Source organism: Streptomyces composti (assembly GCF_012034205.1).
Classification (GTDB): Bacteria; Actinomycetota; Actinomycetes; order Streptomycetales; family Streptomycetaceae; genus Streptomyces; species Streptomyces composti.
The window spans coordinates 18,257-40,469 of record NZ_JAATEM010000044.1 but is presented as its reverse complement, the minus strand read 5'-3'; the positions used below and the strand labels follow the sequence as shown (position 1 = coordinate 40,469).

17 protein-coding genes are annotated in these 22,213 nt (G+C 71.5%); 9 read left to right on the top strand and 8 right to left on the bottom strand.

The genetic code is table 11. The features are described 5' to 3' along the window. Positions 1-254 precede the first annotated feature (254 nt). The 3 genes from HCJ93_RS27570 to thyX all read right to left on the bottom strand — a co-directional run bounded on the left by HCJ93_RS27570 (position 255) and on the right by thyX (position 3,949). A complete protein-coding gene (locus HCJ93_RS27570) occupies positions 255-1,940 on the bottom strand; it encodes a ribonuclease J (RefSeq protein WP_167998543.1) in 1,686 nt (561 codons plus the stop codon). Positions 1,941-2,095: 155 nt separating this feature from the next. Then, positions 2,096-2,995: a 4-hydroxy-tetrahydrodipicolinate synthase gene (gene dapA, locus HCJ93_RS27565; protein WP_167998542.1), complete on the bottom strand. Its 900-nt coding sequence runs from the start codon at positions 2,993-2,995 to the stop codon at positions 2,096-2,098. Positions 2,996-3,214: 219 nt separating this feature from the next. After that, positions 3,215-3,949 carry an FAD-dependent thymidylate synthase gene (gene thyX, locus HCJ93_RS27560; protein ID WP_167998541.1) on the bottom strand — a complete coding sequence of 245 codons (735 nt, stop codon included), beginning with the start codon at positions 3,947-3,949 and terminating at the stop codon, positions 3,215-3,217. 148 nt (positions 3,950-4,097) lie between these two features. Between thyX and HCJ93_RS27555 the strand changes: the two genes are divergently transcribed. Continuing rightward, on the top strand, positions 4,098-4,649 hold the full coding sequence (locus HCJ93_RS27555) for an SCO5741 family PH domain-containing membrane protein (RefSeq protein ID WP_167998540.1): 552 nt from the start codon (positions 4,098-4,100) through the stop codon (positions 4,647-4,649). A gap of 102 nt (positions 4,650-4,751) precedes the next feature. Here HCJ93_RS27555 and HCJ93_RS27550 read toward each other — a convergent pair whose 3' ends face one another. From HCJ93_RS27550 to rpsO, 5 genes are all read right to left on the bottom strand, one after another. Beyond that, a complete protein-coding gene (locus HCJ93_RS27550; protein ID WP_167998539.1) occupies positions 4,752-5,201 on the bottom strand; it encodes a tetratricopeptide repeat protein in 450 nt (149 codons plus the stop codon). A 14-nt stretch (positions 5,202-5,215) separates the two neighbouring features. Continuing rightward, positions 5,216-5,968 (bottom strand): 4-hydroxy-tetrahydrodipicolinate reductase, encoded by a 753-nt coding sequence (gene dapB / locus HCJ93_RS27545; RefSeq protein WP_167998538.1) that lies wholly within the window; start codon positions 5,966-5,968, stop codon positions 5,216-5,218. 50 nt (positions 5,969-6,018) lie between these two features. Next, positions 6,019-7,398: a M16 family metallopeptidase gene (locus tag HCJ93_RS27540; RefSeq protein ID WP_167998537.1), complete on the bottom strand. Its 1,380-nt coding sequence runs from the start codon at positions 7,396-7,398 to the stop codon at positions 6,019-6,021. Beyond that, positions 7,395-9,611 (bottom strand): polyribonucleotide nucleotidyltransferase, encoded by a 2,217-nt coding sequence (locus HCJ93_RS27535; RefSeq protein ID WP_167998536.1) that lies wholly within the window; start codon positions 9,609-9,611, stop codon positions 7,395-7,397. The genes HCJ93_RS27540 and HCJ93_RS27535 overlap by 4 nt, the downstream gene beginning before the upstream one ends. Positions 9,612-9,960: 349 nt before the next feature. Beyond that, complete coding sequence (rpsO, locus tag HCJ93_RS27530; protein ID WP_167998535.1) at positions 9,961-10,248, bottom strand: 30S ribosomal protein S15; 288 nt, start codon at positions 10,246-10,248, stop codon at positions 9,961-9,963. A 317-nt stretch (positions 10,249-10,565) separates the two neighbouring features. On the opposite strand from rpsO, the gene HCJ93_RS27525 reads away from it, so the two are divergent. From HCJ93_RS27525 to HCJ93_RS27490, 8 genes are all read left to right on the top strand, one after another. Further along, complete coding sequence (locus HCJ93_RS27525) at positions 10,566-10,898, top strand: DUF397 domain-containing protein (protein WP_240967934.1); 333 nt, start codon at positions 10,566-10,568, stop codon at positions 10,896-10,898. Positions 10,899-11,125: 227 nt separating this feature from the next. Then, the gene (locus HCJ93_RS27520; protein WP_167998534.1) at positions 11,126-12,076 is read left to right on the top strand and encodes a hypothetical protein; all 951 of its coding nucleotides are present in this window, start codon (positions 11,126-11,128) and stop codon (positions 12,074-12,076) included. 301 nt (positions 12,077-12,377) lie between these two features. After that, positions 12,378-15,788 (top strand): SCO5717 family growth-regulating ATPase, encoded by a 3,411-nt coding sequence (locus HCJ93_RS27515; protein WP_167998533.1) that lies wholly within the window; start codon positions 12,378-12,380, stop codon positions 15,786-15,788. A gap of 322 nt (positions 15,789-16,110) precedes the next feature. Beyond that, complete coding sequence (locus HCJ93_RS27510; protein ID WP_167998532.1) at positions 16,111-17,982, top strand: ABC transporter substrate-binding protein; 1,872 nt, start codon at positions 16,111-16,113, stop codon at positions 17,980-17,982. A gap of 15 nt (positions 17,983-17,997) precedes the next feature. Continuing rightward, a complete protein-coding gene (locus HCJ93_RS27505) occupies positions 17,998-19,074 on the top strand; it encodes an ABC transporter permease (protein ID WP_167998531.1) in 1,077 nt (358 codons plus the stop codon). Then, on the top strand, positions 19,071-20,018 hold the full coding sequence (locus HCJ93_RS27500) for an ABC transporter permease (RefSeq protein ID WP_167998530.1): 948 nt from the start codon (positions 19,071-19,073) through the stop codon (positions 20,016-20,018). The genes HCJ93_RS27505 and HCJ93_RS27500 overlap by 4 nt, the downstream gene beginning before the upstream one ends. Continuing rightward, positions 20,015-21,106, top strand: a complete 1,092-nt coding sequence (locus tag HCJ93_RS27495; RefSeq protein WP_309141523.1) for an ABC transporter ATP-binding protein — start codon at positions 20,015-20,017, stop codon at positions 21,104-21,106. Before HCJ93_RS27500 ends, HCJ93_RS27495 begins: the two co-directional genes overlap by 4 nt. After that, positions 21,103-22,128, top strand: a complete 1,026-nt coding sequence (locus HCJ93_RS27490) for an ABC transporter ATP-binding protein (RefSeq protein ID WP_167998529.1) — start codon at positions 21,103-21,105, stop codon at positions 22,126-22,128. The genes HCJ93_RS27495 and HCJ93_RS27490 overlap by 4 nt, the downstream gene beginning before the upstream one ends. Positions 22,129-22,213 lie beyond the last annotated feature (85 nt).

Here is a 22,213-nt window from a genome sequence, read left to right as displayed (position 1 = left end):
TTGCCGATCCGATTTCCTCGGTGCCTTTCCGGGTTCCGCTTGCGCGATTCCCTTTCCGGCGCACCCGACTTTATCAGAGATTCTGAGTCGGATTTCCCTCCCCCTCCGGGCGGTTGTCTCCGACGCACGAGGTGGCCGGGTGCCCGATCGGGAGGAGTTGTAAACGTACTGGAGCGGGGCGGCTCGATGCAAATCGAGCCGCCCCGCTCCCAGTTCGCGCCCTGCCGGCGGACCGACGGGCCGTCAGGCGGGGCTCAGACCTCCACCACGACGGGCAGGATCATGGGCCGGCGCCGGTAGGTGTCGGAGACCCACTTGCCCAGCGTGCGGCGGACGAGCTGCTGCATCTGGTGCGGTTCGACGACGCCGTCCTGGGCGGAGCGCTCCAGCGTCTCGGTGATCTTCGGGATCACCTCGCCGAAGGCCGAGTCGTCGATGCCGGAGCCGCGGGCCTGGATGTGCGGACCGCCGGTGATCTTTCCGGTCGAGGAGTCGAGGACGACGAAGACCGAGATGATGCCCTCGTCGCCGAGGATCTTGCGGTCCTTCAGGGCCGGCTCGCCGACGTCGCCGACGGAGAGACCGTCGACGTAGACGTAGCCCGCCTGGACCTTGCCGGAGATCTTGGCCTTGCCCTCGATCAGGTCGACGGCGACGCCGTCCTCGGCGATGACGATGCGGTCGTGGGGGACGCCGGTCAGCGCGCCCAGTTCCGCGTTGGCCCGCAGGTGCCGCCATTCGCCGTGGACCGGCATCAGGTTGCGCGGGCGGCAGATGTTGTAGAAGTACAGCAGCTCGCCCGCGGAGGCGTGGCCGGAGACGTGGACCTTGGCGTTGCCCTTGTGGACGACGTTGGCGCCCCAGCGGGTGAGGCCGTTGATGACGCGGTAGACCGCGTTCTCGTTGCCCGGGATCAGGGAGGACGCCAGGATCACGGTGTCGCCCTCGACGATCCGGATCTGGTGGTCGCGGTTGGCCATGCGCGACAGGGCGGCCATGGGCTCGCCCTGGGAGCCGGTGCAGACCAGGACCACCTCGTGATCGGGCAGGTCGTCCAGGCTCTTGACGTCCACCACCAGGCCCGGGGGGACCTTGAGATAGCCGAGGTCGCGGGCGATGCCCATGTTGCGGACCATGGAGCGCCCGACGAAGGCGACCCGGCGGCCGTACTCGTGGGCGGCGTCCAGGATCTGCTGGATGCGGTGGACGTGGCTGGCGAAGCTGGCCACGATGATCCGCTTGCGGGCGCCGGCGAACACCTGGCGGAGCACATTGGAGATGTCGCGCTCGTGCGGGGTGAAGCCGGGGACCTCCGCGTTGGTGGAGTCGGACAGGAGGAGGTCGATGCCCTCCTCGCTCAGCCGGGCGAACGCGTGTAGATCCGTGAGGCGGTTGTCCAGCGGCAGCTGGTCCATCTTGAAGTCGCCGGTGTGGACGACCATGCCCGCGGGAGTGCGCACGGCGACCGCGAGCGCGTCCGGGATGGAGTGGTTGACCGCGATGAACTCGCAGTCGAAGGGGCCGATGCGCTCGCGGTGGCCCTCCGCCACCTCCAGGGTGTAGGGACGGATGCGGTGCTCCTGGAGCTTCGCCTCGATCAGGGCGAGGGTCAGCTTGGAGCCGATCAGCGGGATGTCCGGCTTCTCACGCAGCAGGAAGGGGACGCCGCCGATGTGGTCCTCGTGACCGTGGGTGAGGACGATGCCCTCGATGTCGTCGAGACGGTCCCGGATGGACGAGAAGTCCGGCAGGATCAGGTCGATTCCGGGCTGCTCCTCCTCGGGGAAGAGCACTCCGCAGTCGACGATCAGCAGGCGGCCGCCGTATTCGAAGACCGTCATGTTCCGGCCGATCTCGCCCAGGCCGCCGAGTGGCGTGACGCGCAGGGCGCCGTCGGCCAGCGGCGGGGGCGGGCCGAGTTCAGGATGCGGATGACTCAAAAGACTCTCCTCAACCACGCGCGCCACGTACCGGTGGGGCACGTGGCGCGCGTGACGTTCGTGCAGAAGCAGTTGTCGTACGGGGTGCGGGCACCGGTGGCCCGCCTATTCAGTTGTGGAGTCCGGTGCGCGAGCGCTCGCGCGAAGTCTGTTGTCTAGAGCTGTACCCCGCCGGCGGCAAGATCGATCTTGAGCTGCTCGATCTCCTCCGGGGTGCACTCGGCCATGGGCGGCCGCAGGGGTCCGGCGGGCAGGCCCTGCAGGGTGAGGGCCGCCTTGGTGGTCATCACGCCCTGGGTGCGGAACATGCCCGTGTAGACCGGGAGCAGCTTCTGGTGGATCTCGGTGGCCTTCTGGACGTCGCCGGAGGTGTACGCCTCGACCAGGGCGCGCAGCTCGGGGGTGACCAGGTGGCCGACGACGGAGACGAAGCCGACCGCGCCCACGGAGAGCAGCGGCAGGTTGAGCATGTCGTCGCCGGAGTACCAGGCGAGGCCGGAGCGGGCGATGGCCCAGCTGGCGCGGCCGAGGTCGCCCTTGGCGTCCTTGTTGGCGACGATCCTCGGGTGCTCGGCGAGCCGGACGATCGTCTCGGTGTTGATCGGGACACCGCTGCGGCCGGGGATGTCGTAGAGCATGACGGGCAGGTCGGTGGCGTCGGCGATGGCCGTGAAGTGCCGGTACAGGCCCTCCTGCGGGGGCTTGTTGTAGTACGGCGTGACGACCAGCAGGCCGTGGGCGCCGGTGCGCTCGGCGGTGCGGGCCAGCTCGATGCTGTGGTGGGTGTCGTTGGTGCCGACTCCGGCCACCACGTGGGCGCGGTCGCCGACGGCCTCCAGTACCGCCCGTACGAGATCCCTTTTCTCCGCGTCGCTGGTGGTGGGGGACTCGCCGGTGGTGCCGTTGATGATCAGGCCGTCGTTGCCTGCGTCCACCAGGTGGGTGGCGAGCCGCTGTGCGCCGTCGAGGTCGAGTGCGCCGTCCGCCGTGAAGGGCGTGACCATGGCGGTGAGGACCCGCCCGAAGGGGGTCTGCGGAGTGGAGGTCGGAGCCATGGGTAACACGCTACTCGTTGCTCAGGACCGGGTCTGCCCTCGGGGCAGGCGACAAGGTGGTGCATATGGGGAGCCCGGTACTGCCTGCTCGGGGGTTCAGGCAGTACCGGGTCCGTTTGATCAGGCTAGAAAACTTCGCGACGTGCCGCAATACGGACACTTCGCACGGCTGATCCGTACATGTGTGCCGGTGTGGGAAACGTCGCCCGGCCGATCCGGTTACGGTGCGACACGTCCGTTGGCGTTGAAGGCCGCATAGGTGAGCGGCATCAGCCGGGCCCACTCGGCCTCCATCTTCTCGCCGACCATCTCGATCTCCCGCTGCGGGAACGACGGCACCTTGGCCAGCTCGTGCTGGGTGCGCAGGCCGAGGAAGTGCATCAGCGAGCGGGCGTTGCAGGTGGCGTACATCGTGGAGTACAGGCCGACGGGGAGCACCGAGCGGGCGACCTCGCGGGCGATGCCGGCGGCGAGCATCTCCCGGTAGGTGCGGTAGGCCTGGCGGTACGACTCCTCCATGGACTCGGTGACCAGCCGGTGCTGTTCGGGGGTGCCCTCGACGAACCGGTACTTGCCGGGCCGGCCCTCCTGAACCAGCTTGCGGGAGCCGTCCGGGACGTAGAAGACCGGCTGGAGCTCCCGGTAGCGTCCCGACTCCTCGTTGTACGACCAGCCGACCCGGTGCCGCATGAACTCGCGGAAGACGAAGATCGGGGCGCTGATGAAGAAGGTCATCGAGTTGTGCTCGAACGGGCTGCCGTGCCGGTCCCGCATGAGGTAGTTGATCAGGCCCTTGGAGCGCTCCGGGTCCTTCTGCAGCTCGTCCAGGGACTGCTCACCGATGGTGGACACACGGGCCGCGAACAGTACGTCGGAGTCCGCCGCGCTGTGTTTGACCAGCTCGACGGTGACGTCGCTACGGAACTCGATCTTGAAGTCTTCGTCGGGGTTCACGGTGTGAGGGGCCTTCCCGTCTGGTCCTGTGCGCCGTCACTTTACCCACGGAACGGGCATGGTCCGGGCGGTGGCTGCTGGTGAGCGAGGAAACGGATCGGTAGCCTCACCGGGCACAGCCATCACATGGATCTAGTGAGGACCCGCCGTGCCCCTGCCCTTTCTGACGGCCGACCGCGAGCTCGACACCGCGGACGATGTCCCGCTGCCCTACGAGGACCGCGACCGCTGGCGGCGCCCCTACCGTCCGGGCCCCTGGCGGGTGGGGGTGGCGGCCCTGTTGCTGCTGCTCGCCTCGTTCGTGCTGTTCTCCGCGGTGATCATCGCGGCGACGGCGTCGCTGTCGTCGGCCGGGGTGGTGTTCGGTCTCGCGCTGGTCGTCATCGCCGGGGCGCTGCGGCTGCTGCGGATGGGTGTGTGGGTGAGCGCCAGGGGCCTGCGGCAGGTGGTGTTCTTCAGCACGCGCACGGTGCCGTGGGACCAGGTCGGCTCGGTCCGGACGGTGCAGCAGCCGGTGCGGCTGCTCGGGCTGCCGAGGATGGTGCAGGGGCAGGCGCTGCTGCTGGCGCGGCGGGGCCGGGCGGAGGCGGTGCCGCCGCTGCTGACCACGCACAACGCGGACTTCCTGGGGCGTGAGCTCGCCTTCGACCGGGCGGCCGACACGGTGGAGGCCTGGGCGGAGGAGTACCGCCGGGTGTGACCGGGCCCGGTCGCCGCCGGGAGCCCGGTGCCCGGCGCCGGACCCGCCGTTCGGAGCCCGCGGCTCACCACGTGGGCCGGGGCTCACCGCGCGGGCCGGGGCTCACCGGGCGGCGCTCTCCCGGTGCAGGGCGATGGCACGCTGCATGGCCTTGCGGGCGCGCGGGGTGTCGCGGGCGTCGTGGTAGGCGACGGCGAGCCGGAACCAGCTGCGCCAGTCGTCGGGGGCGGCCTCGGTCTCGGCCTTGCGGCGGGCGAAGACCTCGTCGGCGGAGTCGCGGTCGATGCGCCCGCTGGGCAGGCGCTTCAGCTCGTCCACGGGCAGTCCGCCCTCGGCCTCGAGCTGGGCGGCGAGGCGGTTGGCCTGCCGGACGAACTGGGTGTTCTTCCACAGGAACCACACCCCGATCACCGGCAGGATCAGGACCGCGACGCCGAAGGCGACGGTGACGGGCGTGCCGGCCTCGATGAGGAGCACACCCCGGCTGCCGACCAGGACGAAGTAGACGACCAGGACGGCAGCCGTGAGGGCGTAGGAGATCTTGGCGCGCATGGCGGGGGCGGGGCTCAGTTCAGGTCGAGGAAGTGCTCCAGGCCGAAGGTCAGGCCCGGAGTGCTGGTGACGCGGCGGACGCCGAGCAGGATGCCCGGCATGAAGCTGCTGTGGTGCAGGGAGTCGTGGCGGATGGTGAGGGTCTCGCCCTCGCCGCCGAGCAGGACCTCCTGGTGGGCCAGCAGGCCACGCAGGCGCACCGCGTGCACCGGGACGCCGTCCACGTCGGCGCCGCGGGCCCCGTCCAGGGCGGTGACCGTGGCGTCCGGAGCGGGCGGGGAGCCGGCGGCGCGACGGGCCTCGGCGATGAGCTGGGCGGTGCGCGTGGCGGTGCCGGAGGGGGCGTCGGCCTTGTTGGGGTGGTGCAGCTCGACGACCTCGACGGACTCGAACAGCGGGGCGGCGATCTGCGCGAACTTCATGGTCAGCACGGCGCCGATGGAGAAGTTGGGAGCGATCAGCACGCCCGTCTGCGGGGAGAGCTCGAGCCAGCCCTTGAGCTGGGCGAGGCGCTCGTCGGTCCAGCCGGTGGTGCCGACGACCGCGTGGATGTTGTGCCGCACGCAGAAGTCGAGGTTGCCCATGACCGAGGCGGGCGTGGTCAGCTCCACCGCGACCTGAGCGCCGGACTCGACGAGCGTCTCCAGCTTGTCGCCCCGGCCGAGGGCGGCCACCAGTTCCATGTCCTCGGCGGCCTCGATCGCCTTGACCGCCTCGGATCCGATCCGGCCCTTGGCACCGAGGACCGCCACGCGCAGCTTGCTCATCTGTGTTGCTTCCTTACCGGAGGGGGTTGCCGGGGGATTGCCGGGGTGGGTCAGGCGACGGCCTCGTGCAGGCGGGCGGCCTGCTTGTCCTTCAGCGGGCCGATGACCGACAGGGAGGGGCGCCGGCCCAGGATGTCGCGGGCGACCGCGCGCACGTCGTCCGGGGTGACGGACGTTATCCGGGCCAGCATGTCGTCGACCGACATCTGCTCGCCCCAGCACAGCTCGCTCTTGCCGATGCGGTTCATCAGCGCGCCGGTGTCCTCCAGGCCGAGGACGGTGGAGCCCCGGAGCTGGCCGATGGCGCGCTCGATCTCGTCGTCCGGCAGTCCGTGCTCGGCGACCTGGTCGAGCTCGTCGCGGCAGATCTTCAGCACGTCGTGCACCTGGGAGGGCCTGCAGCCCGCGTACACGCCGAACAGGCCGCAGTCGGCGAATCCGGAGGTGTAGGAGTACACGCTGTAGGCGAGGCCGCGCTTCTCCCTGACCTCCTGGAAGAGGCGGGAGGACATGCCGCCGCCGAGGGCGGTGTTCAGCACACCGAGGGCCCAGCGGCGCTCGTCGGTGCGGGCCAGGCCGGGCATGCCGAGCACGATGTGCGCCTGCTCGGTGCTGCGGTCGACCAGTTCGACACGTCCGGCGGTGCGCAGGGCGCGGCTGCCGCCGCGGGGGGCGATCGGCTGGGCGTCCGGGTCCTTGAGGGCGCCGGCCTGCTCGAAGGCGGCGCGGACCTGGCGTACGACCTTGTTGTGGTCGATGTTGCCCGCGCAGGCGACGACCAGGTGGGTGGGGTCGTAGTGCTTCTTGTAGAAGCGGCGGATGCGCTCGGCGGTGAGGGCGTTGACCGTGTCTACGGTGCCGAGGACGGGGCGGCCGAGGGGGTTGTCGCCGAACATGGTGTGCGCGAACAGGTCGTGCACACAGTCGCCCGGGTCGTCCTCGGTCATGGCGATCTCTTCGAGGATGGCGCCGCGCTCGACCTCCACGTCCTCCTGGCGGATCAGCGAGCCGGTGAGCATGTCGCACACCACGTCGATGGCGAGCGGCAGGTCGCTGTCGAGCACGCGTGCGTAGTAGCACGTGTACTCCTTGGCGGTGAACGCGTTCATCTCGCCGCCGACCGCGTCCAGGGCGGAGGAGATCTCCAGTGCGGAGCGGCGTGCGGTGCCCTTGAAGAGCAGGTGCTCGAGGTAGTGGGTGGCGCCGTTCAGCGAGGGGGTCTCGTCGCGGGAGCCGACGTGCGCCCAGATGCCGAAGGTGGCGGAGCGGACGGTGGGCTGGGTCTCGGTGACGATGCGCAGGCCGCCGGGGAGGGTGGTCTTGCGGACCGTGCCGATGCCGTTCTCGCCCTTGATGAGCGTTTGGGTACGGGCGACGGCCCGCGCCTCCGGGGAGGTGCGGGCCGTCGCCTTGAAGCCACGGGACGTCACTTGGCGGCGTCGTCCTTGTTCTCGTCGGAGTTCTCGCCCTCGATCACGGGGATCAGGGAGAGCTTGCCGCGGGAGTCGATCTCGGCGATCTCGACCTGGACCTTCTGGCCCACGCCCAGGACGTCCTCGACGTTCTCCACGCGCTTGCCGCCGGCCAGCTTGCGGATCTGTGAGATGTGCAGCAGACCGTCCTTGCCGGGCAGCAGGGAGACGAAGGCACCGAAGGTGGTGGTCTTGACGACCGTGCCCAGGTAGCGCTCGCCGACCTCGGGCATCGTCGGGTTGGCGATGCCGTTGATGGTGGCGCGGGCGGCCTCGGCGGAGGGGCCGTCGGCGGCGCCGATGTAGATGGTGCCGTCGTCCTCGATGGTGATCTCGGCGCCGGTGTCCTCCTGGATCTGGTTGATCATCTTGCCCTTGGGGCCGATGACCTCGCCGATCTTGTCGACCGGGATCTTCACGGTGATGATCCGCGGCGCGTTGGGGGACATCTCGTCCGGCCGGTCGATCGCTTCCATCATCACGTCGAGGATGTGGAGGCGGGCGTCCCGGGCCTGCTTGAGGGCGGCGGCCAGGACGGAGGCCGGGATGCCGTCCAGCTTGGTGTCGAGCTGGAGGGCGGTGACGAACTCCTTGGTGCCGGCGACCTTGAAGTCCATGTCGCCGAACGCGTCCTCCGCACCGAGGATGTCGGTGAGGGTGACGTAGTGGGTCTCGCCGTCGATCTCCTGGGAGATCAGGCCCATGGCGATACCGGCGACGGGGGCCTTCAGCGGCACACCGGCGTTCAGCAGCGACATGGTGGAGGCGCAGACGGAGCCCATGGACGTCGAGCCGTTGGAGCCGAGGGCCTCGGACACCTGGCGGATCGCGTAGGGGAACTCCTCGCGGCTCGGCAGGACCGGGAGCAGAGCGCGCTCGGCGAGGGCGCCGTGGCCGATCTCGCGGCGCTTCGGGGAGCCGACGCGGCCGGTCTCGCCAGTGGAGTACGGCGGGAAGTTGTAGTTGTGCATGTAGCGCTTGCGGGTCACCGGCGAGAGGGTGTCCAGCTGCTGCTCCATGCGCAGCATGTTCAGCGTGGTGACGCCCAGGATCTGGGTCTCGCCGCGCTCGAACAGCGCCGAGCCGTGGACCCGCGGGATGGCCTCGACCTCGGCGGCCAGGGTGCGGATGTCGGTGACACCGCGGCCGTCGATGCGCTTCTTCTCCTTGATCACGCGCTCGCGGACCAGCTGCTTGGTGAGCGCGCGGTACGCGGCGGAGATCTCCTTCTCGCGGCCCTCGAACTCCGGCAGGAGCTTCTCGGCGGCGAGCTGCTTGACGCGGTCCAGCTCGGCCTCGCGCTCCTGCTTGCCGGCGATGGTGAGCGCCTGGGCGAGCTCGGGCTTGACGGCGGCGGTGAGCGCCTCCAGGACGTCGTCCTGGTAGTCGAGGAAGATCGGGAACTCGGCGACCGGCTTGGCGGCCTTGGCGGCGAGGTCCGACTGGGCCTTGCAGAGCACCCGGATGAAGGGCTTGGCGGCCTCCAGGCCGGCGGCGACGACCTCCTCGGTCGGCGCCTCGGCGCCGCCCTCGATGAGCTTGATCGTCTTGTCGGTGGCCTCGGCCTCGACCATCATGATCGCGACGTCGCCGTCCTCCAGGGTGCGGCCCGCGACGACCATGTCGAAGACGGCTTCCTCGAGCTCGGAGTGCGTCGGGAAGGCCACCCACTGGCCGCGGATCAGCGCGACGCGGACGCCGCCGATCGGGCCGGAGAAGGGCAGGCCGGCCAGCTGCGTGGACGCGGAGGCGGCGTTGATCGCCACCACGTCGTACAGGTGGTCGGGGTTGAGCGCCATCACCGTGGCGACGATCTGGATCTCGTTGCGCAGGCCCTTCTTGAAGGACGGGCGCAGCGGGCGGTCGATCAGGCGGCAGGTGAGGATGGCGTCCTCGGAGGGACGGCCCTCACGGCGGAAGAACGAGCCGGGGATCTTGCCGGCGGCGTACATCCGCTCCTCGACGTCCACCGTGAGGGGGAAGAAGTCGAGCTGGTCCTTGGGGTTCTTGGAGGCGGTGGTGGCCGACAGCACCATGGTGTCGTCGTCCAGGTACGCGACGGCGGAGCCGGCGGCCTGCTTGGCCAGGCGGCCCGTCTCGAAGCGAACGGTGCGGGTGCCGAAGGAGCCGTTGTCGATGACGGCCTCGGCGTAGTGGGTCTCGTTCTCCACTAGCGGTTTCTCCGTTACTTTGTCGTCTTTCGTCCCGGCTGCCCGTGTGGCAGGGGGACGAGGGCGGAGAAGCGCGCCGTGTGTGCGGGCCGGTCTTCGATCGAAGCACCCGGGGTCGATTCCCCGGGGGCCACTACCGAGGACCGGCGGCGGCTGGGTGCGCCTCTCCTCATGCTGGGGATGCTTGAAGTTCTCGGATCGTGCGGTGTCGTACGTCTTGCGTTGTGCTACCACACTACAAAGGAGCGGTGACACTGCGCACGTACAGCGGTACGGCCGCGCGGGCCGCACTGCCGTACAGCAAAGGGAGCGGCCCCCTGACTCAGGGAACCGCTCCCTTCACGGCGTCCTACTTGGCGCCCGCCGCGCCGCGGCGGATGCCCAGGCGCTCGACCAGCGTGCGGAAGCGCTGGATGTCCTTCTTGGCCAGGTACTGCAGCAGCCGGCGGCGCTGACCGACCAGGATCAGCAGACCACGGCGGGAGTGGTGGTCGTGCTTGTGGGTCTTGAGGTGCTCCGTCAGGTCGGAGATCCGACGGGACAGGAGAGCGACCTGGACCTCGGGGGAGCCGGTGTCACCCTCCTTGGTCGCGAACTCGGCGATGATCTGCTTCTTCGTAGCGGCGTCGAGCGACACTCGTACTCCTCGTGATCTGTGAGTGGCCACCGAGTGCCCCCGGTCTGCTTCTCGGGGGAGCTTCCATGACTCGGAAGGCGGGGATCCGCTGGGCGCGACCTCCAGAGCAGGTGCTCCGGTGGTGCGTACACAAACGGCCGTCACTCAGGGTACCAGGCGGCGGGGGCCCTTCTTGCCGCTTGGTCCACGGCTCGGCAAAACCGCCCAGGTGGGACGGGCACCGCCACTAGGGTGACGCTCGGACGATCGGTACGGCCGGATACATGAGGTACCGGATACATGAGGTATCCGGGTACGTCGGAAGGGGTCGCTGCGGCATGGCGGAGACGGCAGAGGAGATCAAGGCGCGCAAGGAGCGGGAGAGAGACGAGCTGTACGCCCTCGACATCTCCGGGGTCGAGTGGCACGGCCCGCCCGGCACCTCGCCGGACGAGGAACGGGTGGAGATCGCGTACCTGCCCGGCGGCGCGGTGGCCATGCGGTCCTCGCTCGACCACGACACGGTGCTGCGCTACACGGAGGCCGAGTGGCGGGCCTTCGTGCTGGGGGCGCGGGACGGCGAGTTCGACCTGAAGCCGCCGGGCGACTCGCCGGAGACCGCGCCGCAGGAGGCGCAGGAGACGCAGGAGGGTTCGTCGCAGAGCTCCTGATCCGAGCGACCGCCGCGCGCCCGGGAGGTGACCTCGCCTCCCGGGCGACGCGTGTCCGGCTCGTGGCGAGACGCCGGGCGAACGCCGGAGCCCCGGCTGCACCGCGCCTCCCGCTGAGCAGGGCCCCCAGCAGATCCCAGCAGGCCCCAGTGAGGACGAACATGCCCGGTACGGCTTCACCGGCTTCCCCGGCTTCCCCGGCTTTCCGGCGCCGGCGTCCGGCCGCCGTGACGGCGGCAGTGCTGTGCTGCGTGCTGGCCGGCGGCGCGGGAGCGTGGGCCCTGTTCGGGCCGGAGGGCGGCGACGGGGGATGCGCGGGCCTGCTGCGGAACGAGCGCGTCCGTGCCGCCCTGGGCGAGGCCCACGACAGCGGCCTGGGCTGTGCCCGGCTGGGTGCGGAGATCAAGAAGGCGACGACGGGGCCGGAGCAGGGGCGCCACTCGCTGCGGCAGGCGCAGGCGATGAAGGACGTCCTCGTCGCGGTCGACGAGGAGCTGCAGCGGCCGGGCGGGCGGGTGAGCCGGCGGTTGTTCACGCCGCTCGCGGAGGCTCTGGCCGACTACCCGGCGGACACGGAGGCCATCCTCGGGGTGCGCAGCACGGAGTACGCCTTCAAGGGCCCGCCCGCCGAGCCGGCGTGGCGGGACGACGAGGGTGTGCACATGTCCGTACCGCGCACCGCGCTGCTGCGGGTCGTGCGGGTGCTGTCCGAGGAGCCCGCGGCCTATGTCGCCCTGCGGCAGGCGGCGACCCGCCGGGCGGCGGAGGGCCTGGTCGCAGCCGGCCCCGGCGCCGGTGACGCCGGCCTGGACGCCGCCGCGGGGCGGAACGCACGCACGCTCGGCGTGTGGGACGCGGTGGCCGCCGATGTCCGGCACGACGGCGTGGAGGAGGACACCGCCCGGTGGGACCACGACGTCATCAAGGGGCTGACGGGGAACGCCGGTGAGCGCTCGGCTCGTGCGGCCCGGGCGAAGGACCCGGTGAACCGTCTCGTCGGCACCTGGCGGCGGATGCTGCTCGGCCAGCACGCCTCGCTCGAGGAGCAGAGTGCCGTCATGGCCGACCTCCGGGGGAAGGCCGTGGGGCTCGGCCCCGCGGTGCGCGGGTCGCTGCGGAAGGCATGCCTCGACACCGCTTCCGGCGCGCGTGAGCGCACGCTGCGCGAACTGGGCTGACGGCAAAGCACCGCAAGACGCCCGAAGTTGGGTGCGGTATGACGGTTCTTGTCCGGTTCTCCCCTGTCTTGTGCCCAGCAGTGGTGGGGTGTTGACAAGGTCCGTGGCCGTTCCCGGGGCTGTGATGGGGCTGTGACGGGCCTGCCGGTGCGCCTGAAGTGGTGACTAGGGTGGGATCGGGCGCGGTCGGTCCTGCCATCGGACGAGACGACCACGCGGCACCCTCGAACAACTTCCGACGACGACAAGACGCTGGTCGCACGGCGCGGCGCGCAGGTGCTCGACCACACCAGGAGGAACTGTGAGCAGCGATCGGGACGGGATCCGCGGGGGCTGGGCGACACCCGGCGATGACCAGCCCGACGCGGAGTCCGCCGTCGAGGCGACGGGCGAGTTCACCATCGACTACGCGCCGCCGGCCTGGTACACGCAGAACGCCTCGGGATCGCCGGCGTCGGAGGGCTCGTCCGTCTCCGCCGCGGGGGAGGCTTCGGAGTCCGTGCCCGGAGCGCCTGCGGAGCCTGCCGCCGACGCCGCCCCGTCCCCTGCGGACAGCGCCGAGCCGGCCCCCGCGGTGCCGCCCGTCCCGGGGCCGACGCCACCGCCCGCGATGGGCGCCCCGGAGCCTGCCGTGAGTCCGGCGCCGGGGGCGCCTTTCACTCCGCCCGCGCCCGCGCCCGCTTCCGGTGCACCCTTCACTCCGCCCGCGCCGCCTCCCGGGGTGCCGGGGGTCGTGCCCAAGCTGCCGGTGGGGTTCGAACCGCAGCAGCCGCAGGGGGAGGGTCAGATGAACGGGGGGTCTTCGTCGTCCCCGTCGGCGCCGGAGGCCCCGGCCGCCGGGGCCGAGCCCGGACCGGCCGATCCCGGCAGCGGCGACCTGGAGAGCGGTGCCACCATCCGGTTCTCCGCCGCCGCGCTGAAGCGGGAGTTCGAGCGGAGGGACGCCGAGGCGGCGGCCGAGAAGAGCACGTCCGGGGACGGCGAGGCCGAGGACGCCGGCGTTCCGGCCGAGGACAAGGCCGGCACCGGGGCCGCGGCCGAGCCCGGTGATGCGGACGGCAGCACTGCTGACGCCGGCGGCGAGGGCTCGGAGGTTCCGGGAGCCGAGGCGGAGCGGGACGACGAGGGCTCCGGTGGGACGGACGCCTCGGCGGAGGACGCCCCGGCAGCGGGGAGGGACTCCGGGGACGGCGCAGACGCGGAGAGCCGGCCGGAGGCGCCGGAAGCCGAGACCGCTGCCGACGCCGATGCCGATGCCGATGCCGAGGGTGGCGCGGCAGCGGACACGGATGCCTCCCAGGGGGAGGCCGCCTCCGGCGAGAGCACCGAGAGCGCCGAGGGTGCGGTGGCCGGGCCGGCCGGGCCCGAGGACGCGGCTCGCGCGGACGAGCCGCAGGACGCCGTGCCTGCGGATGCCGTACCCGCGGACTCCGCCCCCGATGACGCGGCGCCGCCGGCCGACGCCACGCCCGCCGACGCCGCGCCGGCGGCACCCGAACCCGAGGACGCCGGGCCCGAGGACGCCAAGCCGTCGGACGGCGCCGCGCCTACCGACGCTCCCGGCGGCGAGGGGCCGCAGGACGCCGCCCCGCCCGCCTGGACTCCCCCGGTGCCGCAGGGCGCACCGCCGGTGCCGCCCGGGTACCCGGCCGCCCCGCCGCCCGCGGCCCAGTGGCCGCCCGCGCAGCCCCCGGCACAGCCCGGCGGTTACGGCTTCCCGCAGCAGCCGCCCGCCCAGCCGGGCCAGCAGCCGGGTGTGCCCCCGCAGGCACCCACGCCGCAGCCCCAGCCCCAGCAGCCCGCTGCCCAGGACCAGTCCGCCGCGGCGCAGCAGCCGCCCGCCCAGCCGCAGGCTCCGCAGCCGGCGGCGGCACCGTGGGGCACGCCGGGTGGCCAGACGCCGCCCCCGACCGCGGCGCAGCAGCCGGCCGGCTACGGCTTCCCGCAGCCGGGCTCCGCCCCCGCGCCGGACGCCCAGGGCGGCTACGGCTTCCCGCAGCCGGCGGCGGCCCAGACTCCTGAGGCACCGCAGGGGCAGGCACCGGCGCAGCAGTCCGCTCCTCAGCCGGAGGCGCAGTCCCAGCCGCAGCCGTCGGCACAGCAGCCGAACCCACAGGCCCCGCAGGCCGGTTACGGCTTCCCGCACCCCGGTACACCCGGTGCTCCCGGCGCTCCCGGTACACCCGGTGCTCCCGGTGCGCCTGCGGCCGGGCCCGGCAACGGCTACGGCTTCCCGCTCCAGCAGCCCGCGCCGCAGGCGCAGCCGTCGGCGTCGCAGCCGGGTGCGCCTGCGCAGCCGCAGCCCGGTGTGCCGCCGCAGGGACAGCCGCAGCCGCCCGTGGACCCGCGGCTCGGCGCCGCCTGGCCGCAGCCGATGCAGCACGATCAGCGGCAGCCGACCAACCCGCAGGCCGCGCCGCTCGGTTACACGGCCGCGGTGGAGCTGTCGTCGGACCGGCTGCTCAACAGCAAGAAGCAGAAGGCGAAGAGCAGCCGTCCGGTGGGCGGTTCGCGCTTCAAGCTCGGCGGCAAGAAGGAGGAGGCCGAGCGGCAGCGGAAGCTCGAGCTGATCCGCACACCGGTGCTGTCCTGCTACCGCATCGCGGTGATCAGCCTCAAGGGCGGTGTGGGCAAGACGACGACCACCACCGCGCTCGGTGCGACGCTCGCCTCGGAGCGGCAGGACAAGATCCTGGCGATCGACGCGAACCCGGACGCCGGCACCCTGGGCCGCCGTGTGCGGCGCGAGACGGGGGCGACGATCCGTGACCTCGTCCAGGCGATCCCGTACCTCAACTCCTACATGGACATCCGGCGGTTCACCTCGCAGGCGCCCTCCGGTCTCGAGATCATCGCCAACGACGTGGACCCGGCCGTGTCCACCACGTTCAATGACGAGGACTACCGGCGCGCCATCGACGTGCTCGGCAAGCAGTACCCGATCATCCTGACCGACTCCGGCACGGGTCTGCTGTACAGCGCCATGCGCGGCGTGCTGGACCTCGCCGACCAGCTCATCATCATCTCCACGCCGTCGGTGGACGGTGCGAGCAGCGCCAGTACGACGCTGGACTGGCTGTCGGCGCACGGCTACGCGGAGCTGGTCTCGCGGTCGATCACCGTGATCTCCGGGGTGCGCGAGACCGGCAAGATGATCAAGGTCGAGGACATCGTGTCGCACTTCGAGACGCGGTGCCGGGGCGTGGTCGTGGTGCCGTTCGACGAGCATCTGGCCGCGGGCGCGGAGGTCGACCTCGACATGATGCGGCCGAAGGTGCGGGAGGCGTACTTCAACCTGGCGGCCATGGTCGCCGAGGACTTCGTGCGCCATCAGCAGTCGCACGGGCTGTGGACCTCCGACGGCAACCCGCCGCCGGTCGCCGCCCCGCCGCTGCCGGGCCAGCCGCTCCCCGGCCAGGGTGTGCCCGGCCAGCCGATGCCGGGTCAGCCCTTCCCCGGTGGCCGGCCACCCGCACAGGGCCAGCCGGGCCCGGGCCAGCCGCCGGCGCAGGGTCAGCCGCCGTACCCGGGCCAGCCCGGCCCGTACCCCCAGCAGCCGCAGCAGCCGCAGCAGCCGGGCGTGCCCCCGCAGGCCCAGCCCCAGCCGGGGCAGGGCTACCCGCAGCAGCCACCCGCCCAGCAGCCCTATCCGCAGCAGCCGGGGCAGGCACCGCAGGCACCGCAGACTCCGCCGCCCTCGCCGGAGCAGTAGCGGCGGCACGCGCCGGGACGGCCCGCCCGGCACGTCAATCACATACATCGGCACATCACACGATCGGCCCCTCTCATGGGGCCGATCGTCGTGTACGGCGCCCTTCGTGCGGATGGGTCGAAATCGGCCGCCACCCCCTGGCCAGGAGCGCGTCAGTGGTCTCGACCATTGGGCGTCAAAAGCTCGCCAATTCGTTATTTCCGCAGGCCACATGGGGTGCACACGCCGTTGACGCGTTCAGATGACGCTGATAGACACACTCAACACTCATCTGATCAACCCGTCCCATCCGTGCGAGCGATGACGCGAGGTCAGCGACCCTATGGACACGAACGATCGGTACGGCGATCAACGGCGCACGGGGCGCAGCCCCGGCCGCTTCCGGCTCGTCGCGGCGGCCGGTGCCGCCGCACTCACCCTCACCGCCGGGCTCGCGACCCCGCTCAACCCGGCGCCGGAGCAGGCCCGTGCGGCCGACGACGGCAAGAAGGTGCTGACGGTCGCGGTGGCGCAGAGCGTCGACTCGCTCAGCCCGTTCCTGGCGGTACGGCTGCTCAGCACGAGCATCCACCGGCTCACCTACGAGTACCTGACCAACTACGACCCCAAGGACAACCACGTCATCCCGGGGCTGGCCACCAAGTGGGAGTCCTCCCCCGACAAGCTGACCTGGACGTACACGATCCGCTCCAACTCCAAGTGGTCGGACGGCAAGCAGGCCACCGCCGAGGACGCGGCCTGGACGTTCAACAAGATGATGACCGACGAGGGCGCCGCCACCGCCAACGGCAGCTTCGTCGGCAACTTCGAGAAGGTCACCGCGCCCAGCCCGACCAAGCTGGTCATCAAGCTGAAGAAGCCTCAGGCCACGATGACGGCGCTGGACGTGCCGATCGTGCCCAAGCATGTGTGGGAGAAGGTCGACGACTTCTCGAAGTTCAACAATGACAAGGACTTCCCGATCGTCGGCAACGGGCCGTTCATCCTCACCGACTACAAGCCCGACAGCTATGTGCGGCTGAAGTCCAACAAGGACTTCTGGCGCGGTGCGCCGAAGTTCGACGAGCTGGTCTTCCGCTACTACAAGGACCAGGACGCGGCGGTGTCGGCCCTTCGCAAGGGCGAGGTGTCGTTCGTCGCCGGCTCACCGTCGCTGACGCCCGCTCAGGCGGCCTCGCTGAAGGGCGAGAAGAACATCCACGTCAACGACGCCCCGGGCCGCCGCTTCTACGCGCTGGCCACCAACCCGGGCGCCAAGGCGAAGAACGGCGAGAAGATGGGTGACGGGCATCCCTCGCTGCTCGACCAGCGGGTGCGCAACGCCCTGTTCAAGGCGGTGGACCGCAAGGCCATCATCGACAAGGTCTTCCAGGGCCACGCCGTGGAGGGCGCCGGCTACATCCCGCCGCGCTTCTCGCAGTACTTCTGGAAGCCGTCGCCCGACCAGGAGCTGACCTACGACCCGGAGGAGGCGGCCCGGATGCTCGACCAGGCCGGCCTCAAGAAGAACGCGGACGGCAGGCGGGTCGGCAAGGACGGCAAGCCGGTCAACTACCGGGTGCTGTGCCACGCCACCGACCCGAACGACAAGGCGATCGGCAAGTATCTGCAGGAGTGGTGGGGCAAGCTCGGCATCGGGGTCACCCTCAAGTGCCTGGACAATGTGACCGATCCCTGGCTGGCCGGTGAGTACGACCTGGCCTTCGACGGCTGGTCGGTCAACCCGGACCCCGACTTCGTGCTGTCGATCCACACCTGCGCCGCGCTGCCCGCCACGCCCAAGGACACCGGCGCGACCGACAACTTCATCTGCGACAAGAAGTACGACGAGCTCTACGCCGAGCAGCTCGCGGAGTACGACCCGACCAAACGGGCGGACATCGTCAAGCAGATGGAGTCGCGGCTGTACGACCTCGGGTACATGAACGTCATGGCGTATCCGAACGCGGTCGAGGCGTACCGCACCGACCAGATCAAGTCGATCACCACCATGCCGGCCAAGGCGGGCAACATCTACGGCCAGGACGGCTACTGGAGCTGGTGGTCGGCGGTGCCGGCGGACTCCGGCGACTCCTCGGACGACTCCTCCTCGGCCGGGGTGGTCATCGGGATCGTGGCGGGTGTCGTGGTCCTCGCCGGGCTGGGTGTGTTCCTCGCGATGCGGCGCCGGGCGACGGCCGATGACCGTGAGTAGCGTGCGGGGGTGCCGATGACCGCCGATGCGGCGTCCGCACCGGTCGAGAAGCAGGGTGCCGCCGGTCCGGTGACGGACGGGCCGGCGGCGCCCCGCGGGCCGCGGGCCCGCACCACCACCGCGTATCTGCGGTATGTGGCGGGCAAGCTGGCGGGCGCGGCGGTGTCGCTGCTCGCCGTGCTCGTCACCAGCTTCTTCCTGTTCCGGCTGATCCCCGGCGACCCGGTGAAGTTCATGACCGGGGGACGGCAGGTCTCGGCCGAACAACTGGCCCACTACCGCGAACAGTTCGGGCTCGACCTGCCGCTGTGGCAGCAGTTCACCGACTACTGCGGCAAGGCCCTCACCGGCGATCTGGGAACCTCGTACCAGTTCAACGCCCCGGTGATCGACAAGATCATGGAGGCGCTGCCGAACACGCTGCTGCTCACCGGCACGGCGTTCGTCCTGTACACCCTGCTGGGGATCTTCCTGGGGACGCGGTCGGCGTGGCGGCACGGGCGGCTCGGCGACCGGCTCAACACCGGTCTGGCGCTGACCCTGTACTCGGTCCCGTCCTTCTGGCTCGGGCTGCTGCTGATCGTCACGCTGTCGGTGGGCGTCGGGCCGCTGCCGGGGCTGTTCCCCACCGGCGGCATGGAGTCGGGCGGCGAGGAGGGCTTCGCCTACGTCCTGGACGTGGCCCACCATCTGATCCTGCCGGTGGTGACGCTGGTGGCCGTCGAGTACGGGCAGACGCTGCTGGTGACCCGGTCGGCGCTGCTCGACGAGATGGGCAGCGACTATCTGACCACCGCCCGCGCCAAAGGGCTGCGCGACGACCTGGTGCGGCGGCGTCACGCCGTGCCGAACGCGCTGCTGCCGACCGTGACGCTGATCTTCATCAATCTGGGCCGCACGGTGGCCGGGGTGATCCTGGTGGAGACGGTGTTCTCCTGGCCGGGCCTCGGCGGGCTCTTCTACCAGGCGCTCAGCGTGCCCGATCTGCCGCTGGTGCAGGGGCTGTTCTTCGTGTTCGCCGCCGCGGTGATCGTGATGAACACCCTGGCCGATCTGATCTATCCGCTGCTCGACCCCCGGGTGGGCCGATGACCACGACCGAGAACGGCACGACGAAACAGCAGGCCGAGCAGGTCCCCGTGGCGGTGCGGCCGCGGGCGCTGGCCTGGCGGCGGCGCCGGGCCTCGGTCGCGCGCTTCTGGCGCCAGTACCGCACGCACCGGGCCGGGCTCTTCGGCCTGGGCGCGCTGCTGCTGTTCGCGCTGCTGGCGCTGACCGCCCCGCTGCTGGTCGGCTCCGACGTCGACAACGTGACCGACGCGCCCGGCGGACCGCTGGAGGAGCCGAGCGCCGAATTCCCCTTCGGCACCGACCGGTTCGGGCGGAACCTGCTCGGTCTGGTGATCTGGGGCGCCCGGGTGTCGCTGCTGGTCGGGCTGCTCGCCGCGGTGCTGTCCGTGGCGATCGGCACGCTGATCGGGGTGACGGCGGGGCACTTCAAGGGCTGGTACGCCACGGTGATGATGCGGATCACCGACTGGTTCCTGGTGATGCCCACGCTGGTGCTGGCGATCGCGCTGGCCACGGTGATGCCGCGCTCGCTGCTCACCATCATCGTGGCGATCGGGGTGACCACCTGGCCGACCACCGCCCGGCTGGTGCGCGCGCAGACCCTGGCGGTGGAGACCCGGCCGTACATCGAGCGGGCGCGGGCGCTGGGCGGCGGCCACTGGCACATCATGTCCCGGCATGTGCTGCCCAATGTGATGCCGCTGGTCCTTGCGCAGACGACCCTGATCATCTCCGCGGCGATCCTGGCCGAGGCGACGCTCGCCTTCCTCGGGCTCAGCGACCCGTCGGTCGTCTCCTGGGGCGCGCTGCTGCAGGACGCACGGGAGGCGGGAGCGGTGAGCTCCGGCCACTGGTGGTATCTGGTGCCGCCGGGTGTCGCCATCGCGGTGGTGGCGCTGGCGTTCACGCTGTGCGGGCGGGCCGTGGAGCAGGTCCTCAACCCGAGGCTGGGGGTGTCGCGGTGACTCTGCTCGACGTCAGGGATCTGACGGTGACGTACGCGGGCGGCGCGGCGGCCGTGCGCGGAGTCGACCTGCGTCTCGAGGCCGGCCGGAAGCTCGGGATCGCGGGCGAGTCGGGCTGCGGCAAGTCCACGCTCGCGCTGGCGCTGCTGCGGCTGCTGCCGGCGGGCACCCGGGTCGGCGGGAAGATCCTGCTGGACGGCGAGGACGTGCTGGCCATGAAGTGGGGCCGGGTGCGTGCGGTGCGCTGGGCCGGTGCCTCGATCGTCTTCCAGGGGGCGATGCACTCCCTCAACCCCGTGCACCGCATCGGCGACCAGATCGCCGAGCCGATCCTGCTGCACGGCCGGGCGACGGCGGCAACGGCCCGGAAGCGGACCGGGGAGCTGCTGGAGCAGGTCGGTCTTCCGGCGGCCCGTGCGTCGGCCTACCCGCACGAGCTGTCCGGCGGCCAGCGGCAGCGGGTGATGATCGCGATGGCGCTCGCCTGCGATCCGCGGCTGATCATCGCGGACGAGCCGACCACCGCGCTCGATGTGATGATCCAGGCGCAGATCCTGCGGCTGATCGAGCAGCTGGTGGCGGACCAGGGCGTGGGCCTCATCATGATCAGTCACGATCTGGCGGTGCTCGCCGACACCTGCGACCGGCTCGCGGTGATGTACGCGGGCCGGGTGGTCGAGGAGGGTCCCGCCGGCCAGGTCTACGAGTCCGCCCGGCACCCGTACGCCCGTGCCCTGTCCGCCGCGTTCCCGCGCATCGGCGACCCGTCCTCCCGCTTCGCCCCACGCGGCCTGCCCGGCGATCCCCCGGACCCGGCGGCCCTGCCCGCCGGCTGCACGTTCCACCCCCGCTGCCCGGTGGCTCTCGACTCCTGCGCGACGGAGGACCAGCCCCTGCGCGAGGCGGGCCCGGACTGGCGGGCCGCCTGCGTACGGGTCGGCTCGAACGATGACGGTGGGCCCGAGCCCGAGCCCGGGCCCGGGAACACAGCCGGGGCCGCCGGCTCCGGCGACGCAACGGAACCCGGCGACGGAACGGAACCCGAGGCCGTGCGGGCCAGTGAGGAAGCGAGGCACAGCGCGTCATGACCCTCTCCCCCGCCACCGACCACGGCACGCAGCCCGGGACCGGGACCGCCCTGCTGAGTGCGCAGGGTGTGCATGTCACGTTCCCCGGGCGGCACGGCGCGCCGGCCGCCCGTGCCGTGGACGGTGTCGATCTCGACATCCGGCCCGGCGAGATCGTCGCCCTGGTCGGTGAGTCCGGCTGCGGGAAGACGACGCTGGCCCGCACCCTGCTGGGGCTCGTCACGCCGACCCGGGGCAGCGTCATCTTCGACGGGCGGCCGCTGGAGTACTCAGGGCGCTCCCTGAAGGCCTACCGCAAGCGGGTGCAGCTGGTGCTGCAGGACCCGAGCGGCTCGCTCAACCCCCGGCACACGGTGTACGACGCGGTGGCCGAAGGGCTGCGCATCCACGGCCACGGCGGTGACGAGCAGGCGGCCGTGGCGCAGGCGCTGTCGCGGGCCGGGCTGCGGCCGCCCGAGCGCTTCTTCCTGCGCTATCCGCACGAGCTGTCCGGCGGCCAGCGCCAGCGCGTGGTGATCGCGGGTGCGCTGGTCCTGGAGCCCGAACTCCTCGTCGCCGACGAGCCGGTGGCCTCCCTGGACGCCTCGGTGCGCGGCGAGATCCTGGCGCTGCTCCTGCGGCTGCGCGGAGAACTGGGCCTGTCCGCGCTGGTCGTCACGCACGATCTGGGGCTGGCCTGGAACATCGCCGACCGGGTGGCGGTGATGTATCTGGGCCGGATCGTCGAGACGGGCCCGGTGGAGCAGGTGCTGACCACTCCGCGGCATCCCTACACACAGGCGCTGCTCTCGGTGCTCCCGGAGGCTCCCGGCGACCCGGTGGTGCTCACCGGCGAGCCCCCGGACCCCTCCCGCGTCCCCTCGGGCTGCCGCTTCCACGCCCGCTGCCAGATCCTGGCGAGCGGCGAGGCGGAGCGGGCCGGCGTGGCGGAGGCCTGCCGGACGCGGGACCTGGAGATGCTGACCGGGGATGCCACGGCTCAGGTGGCGTGTCACTGGGCGACGGCGACGGCCGCGCGCTGAGCGGAACGGCGGGCGGCCGGGCGCCCGCCGGAAGGCCTGGCTCCGAGACCGACCGAGACCGACGCCGAGCCGAGGGCCCAGGCGC

Coding starts and splice junctions, on each gene's coding strand:
- HCJ93_RS27550 (WP_167998539.1), bottom strand. CDS start 5,201: ATGCGCGCCAAGATCTCCTACGCCCTCACGGCTGCCGTCCTGGTCGTC.
- HCJ93_RS27525 (WP_240967934.1), top strand. CDS start 10,566: ATGGCGGAGACGGCAGAGGAGATCAAGGCGCGCAAGGAGCGGGAGAGA.
- HCJ93_RS27490 (WP_167998529.1), top strand. CDS start 21,103: ATGACCCTCTCCCCCGCCACCGACCACGGCACGCAGCCCGGGACCGGG.
- HCJ93_RS27510 (WP_167998532.1), top strand. CDS start 16,111: ATGGACACGAACGATCGGTACGGCGATCAACGGCGCACGGGGCGCAGC.
- dapB (WP_167998538.1), bottom strand. CDS start 5,968: ATGAGCAAGCTGCGCGTGGCGGTCCTCGGTGCCAAGGGCCGGATCGGA.
- HCJ93_RS27505 (WP_167998531.1), top strand. CDS start 17,998: ATGACCGCCGATGCGGCGTCCGCACCGGTCGAGAAGCAGGGTGCCGCC.
- dapA (WP_167998542.1), bottom strand. CDS start 2,995: ATGGCTCCGACCTCCACTCCGCAGACCCCCTTCGGGCGGGTCCTCACC.
- HCJ93_RS27500 (WP_167998530.1), top strand. CDS start 19,071: ATGACCACGACCGAGAACGGCACGACGAAACAGCAGGCCGAGCAGGTC.